At 66.3% G+C, this 15,257-nt stretch carries 19 protein-coding genes; 3 read left to right on the top strand and 16 right to left on the bottom strand.

The features are described 5' to 3' along the window. Positions 1-14 precede the first annotated feature (14 nt). From VGN62_RS03530 to VGN62_RS03480, 11 genes are all read right to left on the bottom strand, one after another. Positions 15-353, bottom strand: a complete 339-nt coding sequence (locus VGN62_RS03530; RefSeq protein WP_003043080.1) for a P-II family nitrogen regulator — start codon at positions 351-353, stop codon at positions 15-17. A gap of 155 nt (positions 354-508) precedes the next feature. After that, entirely contained in the window at positions 509-1,216 is a 708-nt protein-coding gene (locus VGN62_RS03525; protein ID WP_327451240.1) for an endonuclease/exonuclease/phosphatase family protein, read from the bottom strand. A gap of 18 nt (positions 1,217-1,234) precedes the next feature. Continuing rightward, positions 1,235-1,465 (bottom strand): DUF2007 domain-containing protein, encoded by a 231-nt coding sequence (locus tag VGN62_RS03520; protein WP_327451238.1) that lies wholly within the window; start codon positions 1,463-1,465, stop codon positions 1,235-1,237. Then, positions 1,465-2,028, bottom strand: coding sequence for a pyridoxamine 5'-phosphate oxidase family protein (locus tag VGN62_RS03515; protein ID WP_327451236.1), 564 nt, complete (start codon positions 2,026-2,028; stop codon positions 1,465-1,467). The genes VGN62_RS03520 and VGN62_RS03515 overlap by 1 nt, the downstream gene beginning before the upstream one ends. A gap of 28 nt (positions 2,029-2,056) precedes the next feature. Continuing rightward, on the bottom strand, positions 2,057-2,632 hold the full coding sequence (locus VGN62_RS03510; protein ID WP_327451234.1) for a DUF924 family protein: 576 nt from the start codon (positions 2,630-2,632) through the stop codon (positions 2,057-2,059). Positions 2,633-2,704: 72 nt separating this feature from the next. Beyond that, entirely contained in the window at positions 2,705-3,106 is a 402-nt protein-coding gene (locus VGN62_RS03505; RefSeq protein WP_327451232.1) for a hypothetical protein, read from the bottom strand. A gap of 83 nt (positions 3,107-3,189) precedes the next feature. Continuing rightward, the gene (locus VGN62_RS03500) at positions 3,190-4,407 is read right to left on the bottom strand and encodes a hypothetical protein (RefSeq protein WP_327451230.1); all 1,218 of its coding nucleotides are present in this window, start codon (positions 4,405-4,407) and stop codon (positions 3,190-3,192) included. A 297-nt stretch (positions 4,408-4,704) separates the two neighbouring features. Then, on the bottom strand, positions 4,705-6,147 hold the full coding sequence (tldD, locus tag VGN62_RS03495; RefSeq protein ID WP_327451228.1) for a metalloprotease TldD: 1,443 nt from the start codon (positions 6,145-6,147) through the stop codon (positions 4,705-4,707). A gap of 42 nt (positions 6,148-6,189) precedes the next feature. Beyond that, the gene (locus VGN62_RS03490) at positions 6,190-6,708 is read right to left on the bottom strand and encodes a DUF4402 domain-containing protein (protein ID WP_327451226.1); all 519 of its coding nucleotides are present in this window, start codon (positions 6,706-6,708) and stop codon (positions 6,190-6,192) included. A gap of 131 nt (positions 6,709-6,839) precedes the next feature. Next, the gene (locus VGN62_RS03485) at positions 6,840-7,037 is read right to left on the bottom strand and encodes a zinc-finger domain-containing protein (RefSeq protein ID WP_248454814.1); all 198 of its coding nucleotides are present in this window, start codon (positions 7,035-7,037) and stop codon (positions 6,840-6,842) included. A gap of 135 nt (positions 7,038-7,172) precedes the next feature. Then, positions 7,173-7,727: a DUF4402 domain-containing protein gene (locus tag VGN62_RS03480; RefSeq protein ID WP_327451220.1), complete on the bottom strand. Its 555-nt coding sequence runs from the start codon at positions 7,725-7,727 to the stop codon at positions 7,173-7,175. Between the two features lie 102 nt (positions 7,728-7,829). Between VGN62_RS03480 and VGN62_RS03475 the strand changes: the two genes are divergently transcribed. Continuing rightward, positions 7,830-8,750, top strand: coding sequence for an ABC transporter ATP-binding protein (locus VGN62_RS03475; protein WP_327451218.1), 921 nt, complete (start codon positions 7,830-7,832; stop codon positions 8,748-8,750). Between the two features lie 3 nt (positions 8,751-8,753). On the opposite strand, the gene VGN62_RS03470 is transcribed toward VGN62_RS03475, so the two are convergent. After that, positions 8,754-9,578: an endonuclease/exonuclease/phosphatase family protein gene (locus VGN62_RS03470; RefSeq protein ID WP_327451215.1), complete on the bottom strand. Its 825-nt coding sequence runs from the start codon at positions 9,576-9,578 to the stop codon at positions 8,754-8,756. A gap of 72 nt (positions 9,579-9,650) precedes the next feature. Here VGN62_RS03470 and nadB point away from each other — a divergent pair, with 72 nt between their 5' ends. Next, on the top strand, positions 9,651-11,228 hold the full coding sequence (gene nadB / locus VGN62_RS03465; RefSeq protein ID WP_327451213.1) for an L-aspartate oxidase: 1,578 nt from the start codon (positions 9,651-9,653) through the stop codon (positions 11,226-11,228). On the opposite strand, the gene VGN62_RS03460 is transcribed toward nadB, so the two are convergent. The 3 genes from VGN62_RS03460 to VGN62_RS03450 are packed head-to-tail and all read right to left on the bottom strand — an operon-like array spanning position 11,225 to position 13,612. Then, the gene (locus tag VGN62_RS03460) at positions 11,225-11,470 is read right to left on the bottom strand and encodes a GlsB/YeaQ/YmgE family stress response membrane protein (protein WP_327451211.1); all 246 of its coding nucleotides are present in this window, start codon (positions 11,468-11,470) and stop codon (positions 11,225-11,227) included. The two genes, nadB and VGN62_RS03460, sit on opposite strands and share 4 nt — an antisense overlap. Beyond that, complete coding sequence (locus tag VGN62_RS03455; RefSeq protein ID WP_327451208.1) at positions 11,467-12,672, bottom strand: M20 family metallopeptidase; 1,206 nt, start codon at positions 12,670-12,672, stop codon at positions 11,467-11,469. Before VGN62_RS03455 ends, VGN62_RS03460 begins: the two co-directional genes overlap by 4 nt. Then, the gene (locus VGN62_RS03450) at positions 12,653-13,612 is read right to left on the bottom strand and encodes an acyl-CoA desaturase (protein ID WP_327451206.1); all 960 of its coding nucleotides are present in this window, start codon (positions 13,610-13,612) and stop codon (positions 12,653-12,655) included. Before VGN62_RS03450 ends, VGN62_RS03455 begins: the two co-directional genes overlap by 20 nt. 71 nt (positions 13,613-13,683) lie before the next feature. Between VGN62_RS03450 and VGN62_RS03445 the strand changes: the two genes are divergently transcribed. Beyond that, on the top strand, positions 13,684-14,028 hold the full coding sequence (locus VGN62_RS03445; protein ID WP_327451203.1) for a metalloregulator ArsR/SmtB family transcription factor: 345 nt from the start codon (positions 13,684-13,686) through the stop codon (positions 14,026-14,028). Here the strand turns inward: VGN62_RS03445 and VGN62_RS03440 are convergent. Beyond that, the gene (locus tag VGN62_RS03440) at positions 14,025-15,200 is read right to left on the bottom strand and encodes an acyl-CoA dehydrogenase family protein (RefSeq protein ID WP_327451201.1); all 1,176 of its coding nucleotides are present in this window, start codon (positions 15,198-15,200) and stop codon (positions 14,025-14,027) included. The two genes, VGN62_RS03445 and VGN62_RS03440, sit on opposite strands and share 4 nt — an antisense overlap. Between the last annotated feature and the right edge of the window lie 57 nt (positions 15,201-15,257).

Genomic DNA, 15,257 nt, shown 5'->3' with positions numbered 1-15,257 from the left:
TTCCCCCTTTGTCATTACAGAGCGGCCTCGCCGGTCTCGCCGGTGCGGATGCGCACGGCCTGACCCACGTCGAGGACGAAAATCTTGCCGTCGCCGATCGAGCCGGTGCCGGCGCTTTGCTGGAGTGTTTCGACGACCCGCGGTGCGAGCGCATCGTCGCACACGAGTTCGATCTTCACCTTCGGCACCATGTTGGTCGCATATTCGGCGCCGCGGTAGATTTCGGTTTGCCCCTTTTGCCGGCCGAAGCCCTTGACCTCGGTCACGGTCATGCCGGCGATGCCCAGACCGGTGAGCGCCTCGCGCACCTCGTCGAGCTTGAATGGTTTGATGATGGCCAGGATCAGCTTCATGACGCCCCCTTTTGCTAATGGCACGATGTTGCACTGCAACAGCCGTGCCAGATTGCGCGGGGCGCGCGAAGGTTAACATTTTGTGACGATTTTGAACCAAGGCAGCGAAGAATCGGTCGTTCGCTGGGCAGGTGAGGCAGGCTTTTGCCTAAATTTTAGGCAGGGTCGGTAGCTGCCTTGAACCGCGCCCAGATCGGCAGATGGTCCGATGCGCGCGCCGCGAGCGCGCTGCGGTGCACGCCCGCGTCGACCGCTTCCAGATCGGGGGTCGCAAAGATGCGGTCGAGCTTGGCGACCGGGCGGCGGCTGTGAAAGCTGTGGCCGGTGTCGACCAGCCGGTGCTGCGCGCCGAAATCGGAAAGGCAGCCGCCTGTCGCGCGCCATTCGTTGCAATCGCCCATCAGGATCGTCGGCAAATCCTCGCCCTCGGCGACATGATTGAGGATCGCGCGCGCCTGCTGGCGGCGGCGCAGGCCCGAAATGTCGAGGTGCATTCCGACGACGCGGAGGCGGGTGTCGCCGATGCGCACGGTCGCCGCGACCGCACCGCGCGGTTCGAGCGTCGGCAGGTGGAGCGCGTGGCTTTCCTCGACCTCGGCGCCCTTGCGGACAAGCAGCGCATTGCCGTGCCAGCCGATCGCATAGGGCCGCCCGTCGAGCAGGTCGACGGGGACATAGTCGCTATGCTCTTCGAACATGTGCGGCGGGATCGCGCTCGCGCGTGTGCCGAAACGGCGATCGGCCTCTTGCAGCGCGACGATATCGGCGTCGAGCTCGCGTAGCACCGAGAGCACCCGTCCGGGATCGCGGCGGCGGTCGAGGCCGATGCCCTTGCGCATATTGTAACTGGCGACCTTGATCATGATTTGCTTTTCAAGCGCTCAGGCCGCGTTTCCGTTCCCGGCGCCCTCGAATTCGGCGATCAGCGCCTGCGCTTCGGCCAGATCCTCGTCGAGCACCATGATGCGCACCGGGATGAGCAGACCGACGCTTTCGGCGATGTTCATGCCCGCATCGAAGCAGACCGCGTGGACACCGGCGCTTTCGAGGCGGCCGCGCAGCAATTCGGCTTCGGCGCCGTTGGGCAGGCGCACCAGTTCGACAAGCGGCATCAGGCCTCCCCGGAAATGAAGCGGTCGGTCGGGCGCGTGGGCAGGCCGTCGATGCTCTTCGTGCGCCCCTTGAATTTTTCGACCCACAGGTCGCGGTCGGCCTGACGGTGATATTTTTGCAGCGTGTCGCGTTCGTGTTGCAATTCCATCATCGGCACGCCCCAGCCGCAGCTCGTCTGCACGCTTTCGACGTCGATCACGAAAATCTGGCGCGTGCCGGGGATCAGGGTGAAATGGGCGGCGAGCGCGTCCCACTCACCATCCTGCGGCAGCACGGGGCGGCCGCGGCCATAGATGCGCAGGATCAGCGCGCTGCGGTCGAAGGCGCAGAACATGATCGTGATGCGCCCGTCGGCGGCGAGGTGCGCGTGCGTCTCGTTCCCCGATCCGCCGAGGTCGAGATAGGCGACCTGGGCGTTCGACAGGATACGGAAGCTGTCGGCATAGCCCTTGGGCGACAGGTTGATGCGCGCATCGGCGGCGGCGGTCGCGGTGAAATAGACCGGCTGTTTTTCGATGAAGGCGATATGCTTGTCGGTCAGCGTGTCGGTGAATTCGGCCATGGCTCTTCTCCGTGTCGAACCGGCCCTATCACCAATTCTTGCCCTCTTCTATCGCCGCGGCCTCGTCGGCGCGGCTGGTGCGGCCGAGCGCTTCGTTGCGGTGCGGGAAACGGCCGAAGCGGTCGATGATGTCGAAATGCTTCTTGGCATAGTCGGCGAACAGGGGGTCGGCGAGCTGCCCCATCAGGCGCAGCGATTCGCGCTGGTCGGCGATATCCTCGCTATGCTCGAAGGGAAGATAGGCGAACGGGCGTCGGTCATCGGGCCAGCTCTGGTCCCAGCCCCTGGCGACGATGCCGCGCGCGATCGCCCGCGCAAGTTCGTCGGTCGCGAAGGCGTCGGCATGGCCGCGAAACAGGTTGCGCGGTACCTGGTCGAACAGGATCGCCGCGGCGAGCGCGGTGTCGGGATCGGCGAGGAAGCTTGCGGGCGGCTGCGAGCGGAGCGCTTCGTGCCAGCCTTCGGCGAGGTCGCGCACTTCGGCGTCGAATTCGGGACCGCCGCCGTACCAGTCGCTCATGCCGTGCGCATCGAACCAGAAGCCGAGCAGTTGCTGCGCCCAGTCGGCGGGGGGCGGGGCGGGCGTTTGGGTGTCATTTGTCATTGCGCGCACAGCGAAGCAATCCGGAGCGATTTACGCAACCCCGGATCGCTCGCTGTACCCGCAATGAAGAGGCTATTCGCCCTTGACGCGCTTGTACGGCACAAATTGGCCGAGCGATACGAAGCCGGTGTAGAAATGGCTGCTGCGGTCGCGCAACTCGACGGGGTCGATGCTGTACAGCTGGCTGCCGATCGTCTTCGTCACGAGGATATCGTCGTCGTCGAGCGATTCGGCGCCGCCTTTCGGCCGGTTGACCCAGAGGGTGCTGCCGACGCGATAGACGATCGCTGTCTTGTCGATGATCTGCGAGCTGCGCGCGCTCGAAAGCGAGATGCAATCCTGCGGCTCGCCCGCGACGCGGCCTTCGAGCAGCTTGGCGAGCTGGTCTTCGGGCGCGAGCTTTTCGCGCGCGGTCGCGGCGGGTGCGGCCGCGATTGCGGCGGCGGCAAGAAGCGTCGGGATGAGGTGACGCATGGGTTCGACTCCTGTCTTCATCATACCCTACCCCGCGCTTCCTTACGCCTGGCCGCGTGAACGGGGCCTGACTCGCCGCTGTTTCAGCACGCCCCGTCGGGAAGCGGGATGCCGAGCGGGCCCTTGCACTTCTTTTTCTTCGCCGGTTCGGCCGGGGTGCTGCCGCCGGTCGATGCCCCGCCCATGCCGCCGAAATCGGCGCCGACCAGCAGCATGGTGTGCGAGCGGAAGCGCACCTTCGCGGTCCAGTCGATATTCCACACCGCGTTGCCCGCGGGTTTCGGCGGATAGGAGAAATTGGCTTCGGGGCCGAAGGCGTTCAAATTGCCCATCAGCATCTCGCCCGACGCCTTCTTGACCTCGGCCGGGATCTGGCAGCTTGTCTGCGACGGCGGCATCACGATCTTTTTCGTGATCAGGTTCGCGACCACCGAGGGGGGGAGCCAGTCCCACAGGCCGCCGCCGAATTCCTTCGACGCGCTGCTCGTCCACCAGACGATGTCGCCGACGTCGTTCTTGCCGCCGCCATTGCCCATGCCGCCGATCGTCCATGCGACATAGCCGGTCGCGCTCGGCACCGAATTCCAGCGGACCATCACCGACTGGTCGCCCTGGATCGCGGTCGAGGCGGAAAGGCCCTGCATATAATCCTGCGCGAGGGTGAAATTGATATCGGGGCCGATATTGCTCGCGACGCGGTGCGCGCCGATCAGCGACGATCCCGATCCGGGCTGCCGGCCACCCTTCTTGTTCGGCCAGTCGATATAGGAGCGGCTGTTCGCCTTGCTGACTTCGCGGATCACGGGCACCGCGCTTGAGAACAGGTTCGGCGGAATCTGGCCCGCGGCGACCTTGGCAAAATCGATGATCACCGGCTGGCCGGGGCCGGCCTTGGCGCCGCATCCCCAATAGAGCAGGAGGCGGCCCTTGGGGCGTTCGAACGTGTCCGTTCCGGGCGCTTCCTTTCCTTCCTCCCAGAACAGCGGCACCGATTTGCCCATCTTCGCTTGCGGCTGGAAGAAATGGTCGCCCTTCGGCGGCGGCGCGGTCGCCGCATCGTTCGAACCGAGACGGAGGAGAAGCTGGTGCGCGACCTTGCTTGACGGATCGCCGCCGAACATCATCCCCATCGCGCCGCCGATGCCGCCCTTGCCGCCGCCCATCGCGGCGAAGCCGGACATCGTCGCGACGTCCATTTCATAGCGTTCCTTGGGACCGGTCGATTTTTGCGCCGAGCCGGGAACGGCGGCGAGCATCGCGGCGACGGCGGCCACGGAAACGAAACGCAGACTCGAACGCATATTACCCTCCCTGTTGCGGGGCATGGCCCTGCGGATGATGCGACCGATTCTTCTTTGTTGGGCTTTTCTATATGCGCGCGAATGGCGAACGCCAAGTGAGGAGGGTCACAGCTGTTCAACCTCCCCCTTGATGGGGGAGGCAGCGAGACTTGCCAGCTTGCTGGCTAGTCGCAGCGGTGGGGGTGCGGTGTCGGTCTGAAGCGATGGCTTGATCCCGCGCCCTCACCCTCATCCAACTTCGCCTAGCCGCTTCGCGGCAAGGCTGCGTATCCTTCTCCCATCCAGGGAGAAGGAATTTTACGCCGTGCCGCCGACCGTCAGCCCGTTCACCAGCAGGGTCGGCTGGCCGACGCCCGCGGGGACGCTCTGGCCGCCCTTGCCGCAGATGCCGATACCTTCGTCGATCGCCATGTCGTTGCCGATGCCGGTGACCTTGGTGAGCACGCTCGGCCCGTCGCCGATCAAGGTCGCGCCCTTGATCGAGTCGCCCAGCTTGCCATTCTCGATCTTGTACGCCTCGGTGCAGGAAAAGACGAACTTGCCCGACACGATGTCGACCTGTCCGCCGCCGAAGCTTTTGGCGAAGATGCCGTTCTTGACCCGGCTCAGGAGTTCGGCGGGATCGTCGTTGCCGCCCTTCATGAAGGTGTTGGTCATCCGCGGCATCGGTGCGTGCGCAAAACTCTCACGCCGTCCGTTGCCCGTCGGCTCGACCCCCATCAGCCGTGCGTTGAGGCGGTCCTGCATATAGCCCTTGAGGATGCCGTCCTCGATCAGCACCGTTTCGCCGGTCGGCGTGCCTTCGTCGTCGATGCTGAGCGAGCCGCGGCGTCCGCCACCGACCGGGCTTTCCATCGCGCCGTCGTCGACCACGGTGACGCCGGGCGCGGCGACGCGCTCGCCGATGCGGCCCGAAAAGGCGCTGGTGCCCTTGCGGTTGAAATCGCCTTCAAGGCCGTGGCCGACCGCTTCATGCAGGAGCACGCCGGGCCAGCCGGGGCCGAGCAATACGGTGAACTCGCCCGCGGGGGCATCGACGGCGCGCAGGTTGACGAGCGCCTGGCTCAGCGCCTCGTCGATCGCGCGGTTCCACTGCGCGGGTTCGAAAAGATGATCGTACATGTAACGGCCGCCGAGGCCGAAATAGCCGGTTTCGCGGCGGCCATTTTCCTCGACCACAATCGAGACATTGAGGCGGACGAGCGGGCGGATATCGGTCGCGAGGAAGCCGTCGGCGCGGACGATCTCGACCACCGACCAGCTGCCCGCGAGCGCGACCGAAACCTGGACGATGCGCGGATCGCGCGCGCGCGCGGCGGCGTCGATTTCCTGGCAGAGCGCGACCTTCTTTGCGAAGGGGATCAGGTCGAGCGGGTTCGCTTCGTCATAGAGATGGCGGTTGGTGCGCGGCGGCGGGGCGGCGTGCGCCTGTTTTGCAGGGTCGAGCAGGGCGAGCGTTTCGGCGGCGCGGCGGATCGCGCCGGCGCTGATGTCGCTCGCGTGCGCAAAGCCCGTCATCTCGCCCGACACGGCGCGCAGGCCGAAACCGGCGTCGGTCGAATAGTCGGCGGTCTTGAGCCGCCCGTCGTCGAAGCCGAAGCTCTCTGTCGCGCGATATTGCAGGTAGAGCTCGCCGTCGTCGGCTTTCGCGAGGGCTTCGCGCGCGAGCGCTTGCGCCAGATCGGGGTCGAGCGCGTCGGCGCGATAGAGGAAGCGGCGGGGGTCGGTCGGGCTTGTCATGAGAGCGATATAGGCACGGCGCCCGCCGACCGCAAAGATTCGTCAGAGATAATTGACGGTGGGCGTGAAGGTGCCGCTGTAGTCGCCCTCGGGTTGGTTCGCGGGGACGGTCAGCGTGCCGCCGATATAATAGGTCTGTACCCCGCTGGGCAGCAGGGTCGCGCCGAGCAGCGCGATGCCGCCGCCGCTGGTGCTCGCGGCGCGGACGAGGGTGGCGGTCATCGGCGCGGCGCCGCCGCCCGCGCGCGTGAGCGTGACCGAGGTGCTGCCCGACACGGTGATCAGGAAGATGCCGCCGGTGCCCTGGAATGTCGCGCGCTGCGCCGCCGAGCCCACGGGGGTGACGCCGCCGCTGGTCGTGCGCGCGTTGGTGACGGGGTTGATCGTGACGGTGCCGCCGGTCGCGCCGCTGATCAGCGTGCCGAAATCGAGATCGTCGGTCTTGATCAGCGTGTTCGGGCGGACGATTGCCGCGTTGGCAGTTCCGGCCATGTCGGCGGCGTGCGCCGGCGCGCACAGAGCCGCGCCCGCCGCTGTCGCGGTGATGGTCAGGGCGCGCATCGTGCCCCGACAGTGTCTGGTCCCTCGAATCCCCACAGATTCTGCTCCTGTCTGGCACATCTTGTGCCAGCGGGACCTTCATCACTCATGCATGGGGTTGGTAAAGCAGCCGTTTACTTTTTGCGGCAGGCTCAGGCTTTGTCGGCGACGCCACCGATCAGGATGAAGCGCCGGTCGCAATAGCCGCAGTCGGCGAAGCCTTCGTCGGTGTCGATTTCGAGCCACACGCGCGGATGGCCGAGCGCCGCATCGGCGAGGCCGTCGCCGGTGCCGTCACAGGCGATGCGGGTCTTGGGCGTGCGGATGGTTTCGGGGGCGGGCTGGGTCATCGACCGCGCCCATAGCAAGCGCGCGAAGGCTCGGCAATCGGGTCTGCACAATCAGGGAAGGGACTTGACGGCACCGGCGCAGGCGCCCTTTCGGGCGCAAGTGGTCCCCGGTGCCGTCCTCCCCCCACAGAAGGCCTAGAGATAGTTCAATGTGACCGTGAACGTGCCGCTGTAGTCGCCCGGTGCCTGGTTGGCCCCGACCTCCAGCGTGCCGCCGACCGGGAAATTATAATTGCCGAGCGGCGACGTGATGCGGAATCGCGTCGGGGTCGTCGACAGGATCGCGGTCGGCGTGCTGCCGATCTCGAAATCGCGGACGCGCATCCGCACGCCCGGCCCGGTAAGCCAGATCGTGTTCGATCCGAGCGAAATATTGACCTGGCGATTGAAGCTGCCGAGTCCCGCGAAACGGGCGGGTTCGCCGGCATCGCCCGCGAGCGTCACGCCGCCGGTGCGGCTGCGCGACCCATCGGGTTCGATCGTCACCGTCCCCGCGGTCGCCGACGGGATGATATCGCCGAAATCGAGATCGTTGACCTTGAAGAAACTGAGCGGGCGAAGCACGATGGCTTCGGCCTGGGCCGGCGTGTTGGCTTGCGCCAGCGCCGGGACGGCGGGCACGAGGCAAAGCGCAAAGGCGGCTAAACCGCGCTGCATCGGCAGCGGGCAAATGATGTGGCTGGTCCTCACAAGCTCCCTCCTAGCGGCGAGTTTCCAATTGAGCGTTAATGCCGCGCTGACGAAAAATTAGCGGGCTTTCGCGAGGGCAGGCGCGCGGCTATGGAAGCGGCCATGAGTGAAGCCGCCATCCGCATCGACGCCGTCTCGAAACTTTATGCCGGCGGCAAGCAGGCGCTCGACAATGTCAGTTTCGACGTGCCGCGCGGCCAGATCTTCGGTCTCTTGGGGCCGAACGGCGCGGGCAAGTCGACGCTGATCAACATCCTTGCGGGCCTCGTCAACAAGACGAGCGGCAATGCGAGCATCTGGGGCTTCGACATCGACGCCGATCCCAGGAACGCCAAATATTCGATCGGCATCGTGCCGCAGGAAATCGTCTTCGATCCCTTTTTCACGCCGTATGAAACGCTCGAAAATCAGGCGGGGCTTTACGGGGTGCCGAAGGACAAGCGCATTTCCGACGCGCTGCTCGCCGCGGTGCACCTCAGCGACAAGCGCGATGCCTATGCGCGCACGCTGTCGGGCGGGATGAAGCGCCGCCTGCTTGTCGCGAAGGCTATGGTGCATTCGCCGCCGATCATCGTGCTCGACGAACCCACCGCCGGTGTCGATATCGAACTCAGGCAGCAGCTTTGGGAATATGTGCAGAGCCTCAACGACCGCGGCGTCACCGTGGTGCTGACGACGCATTATCTCGAAGAGGCCGAGGAGCTGTGCGACCGCATTGCGATCATCAACCATGGCAAGCTGATCGCGAACAAGCCGACGCGCGAACTGGTCGACATGGCGCGCGAGAAGATCGTGGTCGTGACGCTCGACGCCGATGTCACCGAGCTGCCCGCGCATCCCGCGTTCGACAAGGTCGAGCGCGAGGGCGAGCGGGGCCTTGCGATCCATTACAACAAGGACCGCGTCAACGCGGGCGAAGTGCTCGCCGCGGTCAACGCGATGGGCCACGGCATCGTCGACGTCTCGACGCGCGAAGCCGACCTTGAGGATGTTTTCCTGAACCTGACGCGCAGCGTCGCCTGAGGCTCAGCGCCGCGTCAGGCGCGCGGCGACCCCGAAATGATCGGACGGATATTCGCCATCCACCGGCGTATCGCCCATGACGCGCGTGCCGGAAACGGCGAAGTTCGCCGCGTCGGCGAAGATATGGTCGATCACGCGTGGGGCGTGGCCGCGTGCGGGGTTGAGCGTTGTCGGCGCGGCGCCGGGGGCAAGCGCCGAGGTGAAGCGCGGCGGCCCCATCGCCGCAAGGCCAGGATCGTCGAGGGGCGCGTTGAAGTCGCCCATGATGACGAGCGGGGTGCCGTCGGCCGGTAGCCAGCCGAGCAGGTCGGCGAGCTGTTGCGCGCGGACCGCCGCGGCTTCGGGTTGCCAGGCGAGATGCGTCGCGACGATATCGACCGGGCCAGAGCCGGTCCGCACGCGCACGCGGATCGCGGTGCGATAATCCGACAGCGGTTCGAGCCTGCGGCGCGCGACCTCGATCACCGGCAGGCGCGTCAGGATCGCATTGCCATAGCGCCGGGGGGCGCCGTCGGGTTCGGGCGCGACGAAGTGGACTTGCGGATAGCCGAGGTCGCTGGCGAGCGTCTCCGCCTGATTCGGCAGGCCCTTCTTCGCGTCTTCGAGCACTTCCTGAAGCGCGATGACGTCCGCGTCTGCGCCGCGCAGCGCCGCGACAAGCAGCGCGCGCCGCACCGGCCAGTGCCCGCCGGCATCGTGCCAGATATTGAAGGTCGCGACACCGATGCTGCGCTTCGCGTCGACCGGCAGACGATGCGCGCAGGCGGCGAGCGGGAGCGCCGCGATGGTTGCAAGCAGCACGCGCCGGTCAAGTTTCGCTTTGTGCATCCTGAAAAATTCCCGTGACCTGCGTCTTCGATCCCCCTGTCATGCGGCGCCTTGCTGTGCAACAGAGACGCCATGAGTGAATATGACGTCATCATCGTGGGATCGGGCGCTGCGGGCCTCACCGCCGCCATCGCGCTTGCCGATCATTGCCGCGTGCTCGTGCTCGCCAAGGGCGAGCTCACCGGCGGGTCGACTGCATGGGCGCAGGGCGGGATCGCCGCGGTGCTCGACGCGGGCGACACGTTCGAAAATCATATCGAGGATACGATGGTCGCGGGCGCTGGATTGAACCGGCGCGAGACGGTCGAGTTCGTCGTCGAAAATGCGCCGCACGCGATCGAACGGCTCGTCGAGATGGGCGTACCGTTCAACAAGGATGCCGAGGCGCTGCACCTGACGCGCGAGGGCGGGCATTCGCACCGCCGCATCGTCCATGTCGACGATGCGACCGGCTGGGCGGTGCAGGCGGCGCTGCTCAAGACCGCCGAGGCGCATCCGAACATCACGTTGCTCCCCGGGCAGGCGTGCATCGACCTGATCACGGGGCGGCACGAGGAACGCTATTCGGGTTCGGGGCGCGTGTGGGGCGTCTATGCGCTCGACGAAAAGAGCGGCAAGGTGCGCGCGCATGTCGGGCGCGCGACGATCCTCGCGAGCGGCGGGGCAGGGCGCGTGTACCAGTTTTCGACCGCGCCGCGCGGCGCGACGGGCGACGGCATCGCGATGGCGTGGCGCGCGGGCGCGCGCGTCTCGAACATGGAGATGATGCAGTTCCACCCGACCTGCCTCTACAATCTCGACGTCAAGAATTTCCTGATCACCGAGGCGGTGCGCGGCGAGGGGGGCATCCTCAAGCACCCCGTCACCGGGCACCGCTATATGCCCGATTATGACGCGCGCGCCGAACTCGCACCGCGCGACGTCGTGGCGCGCGCGAACGACGACCAGATCAAGCGCTTCGGCCTCGACTATGTCCACCTCGACATCAGCCATCTCGACCCCGATTTCGTCGCGGGGCATTTCCCGAACATCTACGAGAAGCTGCTGACGCTCGGCATCGACATGACGAAGCAGCCGATCCCGGTGGTGCCCGCGCAGCATTATACGTGCGGCGGGGTGTTGATCGATCTCGACGGGCGCACCGACCTGCCGGGGCTCTATGCGGCGGGCGAGTGCACCGAGAGCGGGCTGCACGGCGCGAACCGCCTCGCGTCGAACTCGCTGCTCGAATGTTTCGTGTTCGGCGAAGCGGCGGCGAAGGACATCATCGCGCACTGGGACGAACTCGACGCGCCGCCGGCAATCCGGCCGTGGGACGAAAGCCGCGTCACCGATTCGGACGAAGAGGTGGTGATCAAGCAGAACTGGACCGAGATTCGCCGCTTCATGTGGAATTATGTCGGCATCGTGCGCACGACCAAGCGGCTCGAACGCGCGCAGCACCGGATCAAGATGCTGACCGACGAGGTTGGCGATTATTACGGCCATTTCCGCGTCACGACCGACCTGATCGAACTTCGAAACCTGCTGCAATGCGCCGAGCTGATCGTGCGGAGCGCGCTGCACCGCAAGGAAAGCCGCGGACTGCACTATACGCTCGATTACCCCGACATGCTGCCGGAGGCGGTCGATACGGTGCTGGTCCCCTAACCGCCGACGCCGAGCAGGCGCCCGATAAAAATCAGCACGATCGCGCCGATCACCGAGGCGAGGCAGCCCGCGCGGCTGAAGTCGCCGCGGCCGCGCGATGTTGCGAGGCCGGCGAGGAGCGAGCCGCCGATGCCGAGCAGGATCGTCGCGATCCAGCCCATCTGCACCGCGCCGGGATAGAAGAAGCGCGCGAGCGCGCCGATGATCAGGCCCGAAATGATCGCGCCGATGATGTTGATCATGCGTTGAATCCTTCGTTCAGGAAGCGCTCGGCGAGCGCGGCGTGCAGCGCGGCGCCGCGCGCCATCACGCTCTCGTCGAGCACCATATGGTTGCTGTGGAGTCCGCAGCATTGGCGCCAGTCGCTGCCCGCCTCGCTCGCGCCGAGCCAGAACATCGCGCCGGGGACCTTTTCAAGGACGTAGGAGAAATCTTCGGCGCCCATCACCGGATTGTCCATCGTCAGCCACGCTTGCTCGCCGAAGGTGTCTTCTACCACCGACTGGCCGAAGGCAACCGCGCGCGCATCGCAAACGGTAACAGGGAAGCCCTCGATAATCTCGACCTCGGCGGTGCAGCCATGCGCCTCGGCGATCGCGGGGGCGAGGCGTTTCAACTCGCGCGCGACCATCGCACGGCGTTCGGGCGACAGGGTGCGGATCGTGCCCTGCATCTCGGCGGTCTCGGGGATGATATTGTTCGTCGTCCCTGCCGCGATCTTGGCGATGGTGACGACCGCGGGGTCGAAGACCGAGATGCGGCGCGTGACCATCGTCTGGATCGCGGCGACGATCGCGCAGGCGACGGGGATCGGGTCGATGCTGTCGTGCGGCATCGAGGCATGGCCGCCGGCGCCCTTGACGCTGATGTTCAGCACATCGGACGAGGCGAGCAGCGGGCCGGCGCGTCCGGCAAAGATGCCATGCGGCGCATTGGGCATGATGTGGAGCGCGAAGGCGGCGTCGGGCAGCGGGTCGATGATCCCGTCGTCGAGCATGAAGCGCGCGCCATGATGGCCCTCCTCGCCCGGCTGGAACATGAACATCACCGTGCCGGGCAAGCGGTCGCGCGCCGCGCACAGCAACTTCGCTGCGCCGACGAGCATCGCGACATGCGTGTCGTGCCCGCATGCGTGCATCGCGCCGGCGATCTCGGAGGTGAAATCGAGCCCGGTGTCCTCGAGCAGAGGCAGCGCATCCATGTCGCCGCGCAGCAGCGCGGTGCGCCCGTTCGCGGGGCCGCGCAGGATCGCGATCAGGCCGGTCGTCGAAGGCCCTTCGCGAAATTCGAGCGGCAGACCCGCGAGCGCGTCCTTGATCTTCGCGAGCGTCTTCGGGTTCTGAAGTCCCAGTTCGGGCTCGCGGTGGATGGCGCGGCGAAGGTCGACGAGATCGTCGAGCAATGTTTCGGCCTCGGCGGGCCAGCTATGTGATGGCGTGTCCATGCGGCGACTGTGCCGCGAAGCCCGGCCCGTGTCGAGGGACCTCGGAAAGGCCCGGGCGCACGCCCATCGTGTCGGGCGTGCGGACGTCCCACACCAGTCCGAATTGCTCGCACAGGCGGATGAAGGCATAGCCCCAGTCGCTTTGCCCGGGGTGCAGGCCGATGCGCGCGGAGCCGGGATAGGCATGGTGATTATTGTGCCACGCTTCGCCCATCGTCGGGATCGCGGCCCAGGGGACGTCGAACGCCTGCACGCCGTGCGCGTCGACCGTCCAGTGCTGCGGGCCGCGGTTGTGCGCGAGGTGGCCGACGAGCCAGTGGCCATGATTGGCGACCGCGACGCGCGCGGCGACACCCCATATGACCCAGCCCCATCCGCCGACCGCGAAGAACAGCAGCGCAACGGGGAGTTGTTGCCAGCGCCATGTCGCCTCGAGCCAGCGGTAGAAGGGGTCGCGGTCGAGTTCGGCAAAGTCGAAGCGCGGCGGGTGGTCGAGGTCGAGGCGGCAATAGATTTGCCACCAGGCGTCGCGGGCCATAGTCGTGCCGTGCCGGAGGAACGGATGGCAATCGGCCTGCCGCTGCGCCCAGTCGCGCGTGTCGTGCGCGCGGATGATGCCATAGGGACCCGCCATGCCGACGAAGGCGCCGAACCAGACGAGCGTGCGCGTCAGCCAGCGGGGCGCCTTGAAGCTGCCGTGGATCATCATGCGATGATAGCCGACGCTGTGGCCGAGCAGCAGCGCCGCGCCGGTGGTGACGAAGAAGAGGATGATCGCGGATGGCGTGATGAAGAAAGGCCCGGCGATCAGGGCGACGAATGCCATGCCGCCATTCCAGAAGATGCTGGGCGCATCGGCGCGAACGCTTCCCGCGCGCGGATCGGCGCCGGGCGCGTCGATCAGGAAATTGACGGCATGGGGGTCATCATCGCTGCGCATCACCCGACTCCTCGCTCAAAAGAATATAAGTAATTACTTAAATAAATTATTGCTTGTCAAGGGCGCGTGCCATGCCCATTTTGGGGCATATGGAACGGGTTTTTCAGGCACTGGCGTCGACGCCGCGACGCAAGATTCTCGCCTATCTGGCGCACGCCGAGCTGAGCGCGGGCGACATCGCGGCGCGGTTCGAGATGAGCAAACCGGCGGTATCGCAGCATCTGTCGGTGCTGGAGAACGCCGGGCTGATCGTGAGCGAGAAGCGCGGCCAGTTCGTCTTCTATCGCCTGCTGCCCGACGCGCTGACCAATGTGCTCAACGGCTATGTGCAGGAGGTCTGCCCGGTGTCGCGGCCGTTGAAGGCCGAATCGCGCGCGCTGGCGGACAAGCGGCGCGAGGAGGGGGGCGAGGCCTAGCGCTTGCCCCCGAACAACTGCCGCCCCGCGAGGTCGAGCATGATTTCCTCGCTGCCGCCGCCGATCGCGTTGACCCGCACCTCGCGGTAGATGCGCTCGACCTTGCTGCCCGTGATATAGGATGCGCCGCCGAGCACCTGCGCGGCTTCGCGCGCGACGGCTTCGAGCATCCGCGTTGCCTGTACCTTCAGCATCGCGAAGTCGGCTGGGCGGTCCTTGCCGGTCTTGACCTGCCAGGCGCAGAGGTCGACCCATGCCTGCGTCGCCTCGATCTGGCGCTCCATGTCGGCGAGCTTGATGCGGATCGACTGGTGGTCGACGAGCGGCTTGCCAAAGGTCTCGCGTTGCAGCGCCCATTCGGCTGCCTCGGCCATCGCGACGCGCGCATAGGCGCAGCAGCCCATCGCCATGCCGAGCCGCTCCGAATTGAAGTTGCGCATGATGCCGATGAAGCCGCCATTCTCCGGGCCGATCAGGTTGTCGGCGGGGACGCGGACATCGGAAAAATGGATCGCGGCGGTGTCGCTGCACCGCCAACCCATCTTGTCGAGCCGCGTGCGTTCGACGCCCGGCGCGTCCATCTCGATCAGCAACAGCGAGATACCCGCGGCGCCGGGGCCGCCGGTGCGCACCGCGCAGGTCAGCCAGTCGGCGCGCATGCCGCTGGTGATGAACATCTTGCCGCCGTTCACGACATAGTGGTCGCCGTTGCGAACGGCGGTGGTCCTGAGGTTCGCGACGTCGCTGCCGCCGCCCGCTTCGGTGATGCCGAGCGCGATGATCTTGTCGCCCGCGAGCACCGGCGGCGCGACGCGTTGCTTGAGATCGTTGGAGCCCAAGGCGAGGATCGGGGGCAGGCCGATGCCGTGCGTCATCAGTGACGCGCCGAGACCGCCCGCGCCGACCGCGGCGAGTTCTTCGGTGAGGATGAGGCCATGGAAATTGTCGAAGCCCTCGCTGTGCCCGCCATATTGTTCGGGATAGCGCAGCCCGAGGATGCCCGCCTCCGCAGCCTTTTTATGGAGCTCACGCGGCAGCTCGCCTTCGGCCTCCCATCGATCGATGTTCGGCGCGATCTCGCGCGCGACGAAACGGCGGACGCTTTGCGCCAGCGCTTCGTGGGTTTCGTCATAATAGGGCGAGCGGGCGCGCCAGTCGTCGAAGGCTGTCATGATGCCGATGCTGCGCGGGGTTTACGCGAACGTCAAGGCAAGGCTTGCGCCGTGCGA

It is taken from the genome of Sphingopyxis sp., from assembly GCF_035998905.1.
Lineage (GTDB): Bacteria > Pseudomonadota > Alphaproteobacteria > Sphingomonadales > Sphingomonadaceae > Sphingopyxis.
This window is presented reverse-complemented; position numbering and strand designations above follow the sequence as displayed.